1 protein-coding gene is annotated in these 1,743 nt (G+C 35.3%); it reads right to left on the bottom strand.

Going from position 1 to position 1,743, the window contains the following annotated elements; translation table 11 throughout:
* Positions 1-81 precede the first annotated feature (81 nt).
* Positions 82-1,605 carry a hypothetical protein gene (locus tag L2764_RS27055; RefSeq protein WP_248943428.1) on the bottom strand — a complete coding sequence of 508 codons (1,524 nt, stop codon included), beginning with the start codon at positions 1,603-1,605 and terminating at the stop codon, positions 82-84.
* Positions 1,606-1,743: the final 138 nt, after the last annotated feature.

The raw sequence follows: 1,743 nt of genomic DNA, 5'->3' as shown, positions 1-1,743 counted from the left end.
AACTGGTGTTGAACTTTACTTTTAGCCATAACCATTTATCCACTCAAAGCCTTACTTTAACTATAGTTCAGTTTTAGTAGCTTATGGCTGAGACTTGTCGGTAATCAGGTAAACTTTTTGCACTTTAACTTCCAGTAACCCCCCTATAAAACCAATAACTGGAGACAATACTGGGGAAGCAAAGACAGATGTAACTGCCATACCAGCTCTAGCCAATGCACCTTGGCCCCTAGCGCCTTTAATGCCGCCTATAACATAGGGAGCCATTTGTGCAATATTGAGCAGTGCAATCATCTCTGCCGTCATCTTCGTGCTGGCTCGACTTGGAATTTCTTCACGCTCACCCAGCAAAATATCATGAATTTGGCTTTCAACACTGCCTCTTTTCCAAGTCGTTTTAACACTCTCAACAAGTTGCTCGCCAAACGTTTCAGGTTTCTGCATAATTAAAGCATAAGCATGCTCTACATTCCCAGCTAATTCTATCGCTTCGATGGGATGTGATAATAACCACTGATCAAGCCCATTTAGCGCTGCCCATATTTTTTGAGAACGAGAAACCGAAGTTTCCTCTGACAGCTCTGTGGTATCTGCCCCAGCGCACGTATAAAATAAAGCACTGTAAGCTTCAAATATACTGCTCATGTTATTTCCAGCTAATTGGCGCTCAAACAATAACTCTTGTAAACTCGGTCGGTAATTCGATGTCAATGGCAATTTAGTATTTTGTGTCGTCCAACTTGACCATGCTTCAAGACTCGAATATCCACCTTCTTCTGGGTACCCCCCTTGCTTTCTAGCTTGAATATCAAAGCGCTTTAATGACAATGAAATAAAGTGATATTCATCGTCTAATGTTTTAATTTTTTGTTCTAAAATCATTAATTGACTTTTATCATAACCCCCTTTAAGTTTTATCTCATCTTTCAGTGTTAATACTGCCCTCAACTTATCATTATTCTCACTTAACTTAACGACATAAGACTGATATTCAACAACATTAAATTCACGTCTGTTCGATAAATGATGTTTTTTTTCTACTGACAAATGAGATTCGATTAAACTAATCTCTTTCATTTTATCAACTATTTTATTTTCTACTTGAATAAGAGGGAGCCATCCATCTAATAACACTAGTAATTTATTAGCATTATTTCTTAATGATGACATTCTTATTAAATCACCCCTTAATATTTTGATTATTGGTTTTTCTGGAAGCGCTACAATGAGCCTATTTATCGATGCTTCATACTGCAGCATCGACGCTTCTAATGCTTTAAAACTAGATTGAATTAAATGAGGAGATTTAAAGTTCGATGCTAAAACGTCATTTACATTAGCTTCACTTTCCATTATTGCTTTGAAAAAATCATTACCCTTTAATATTTCATTAATTTTAAACTCAGCAGTAATGACCTCCCCAGCCAATATACGTATTTTGCTGGGCTGATGAAACTCTGATTGATATAATATAGCATTATTTCCATCTCCTATATTTCGTATACTTAAATCAACAATGTTACTTTTAGACTCTCCCCTATCAATTAGTTCGATCAGTTCAATTAATTTAACATTACTTGGTTCTACGTGCTCATTCCCACTCAATGTATCAATTATTTTATTTTTATTCTCATAAGTACCTGAGTATTAAATTACCATAAATTCGTTCACTATTAGAGCAACGTGATAATTTCAGTACTTATCGCATCATTGAACTTGTTTGTTTATCATTATTTTTGTATA

The organism is Shewanella surugensis (assembly GCF_023284005.1).
GTDB lineage: Bacteria > Pseudomonadota > Gammaproteobacteria > Enterobacterales > Shewanellaceae > Shewanella > Shewanella surugensis.
Note: the sequence above shows the minus strand (reverse complement) of the source record. Positions and strands in the feature narration are given on the sequence as shown.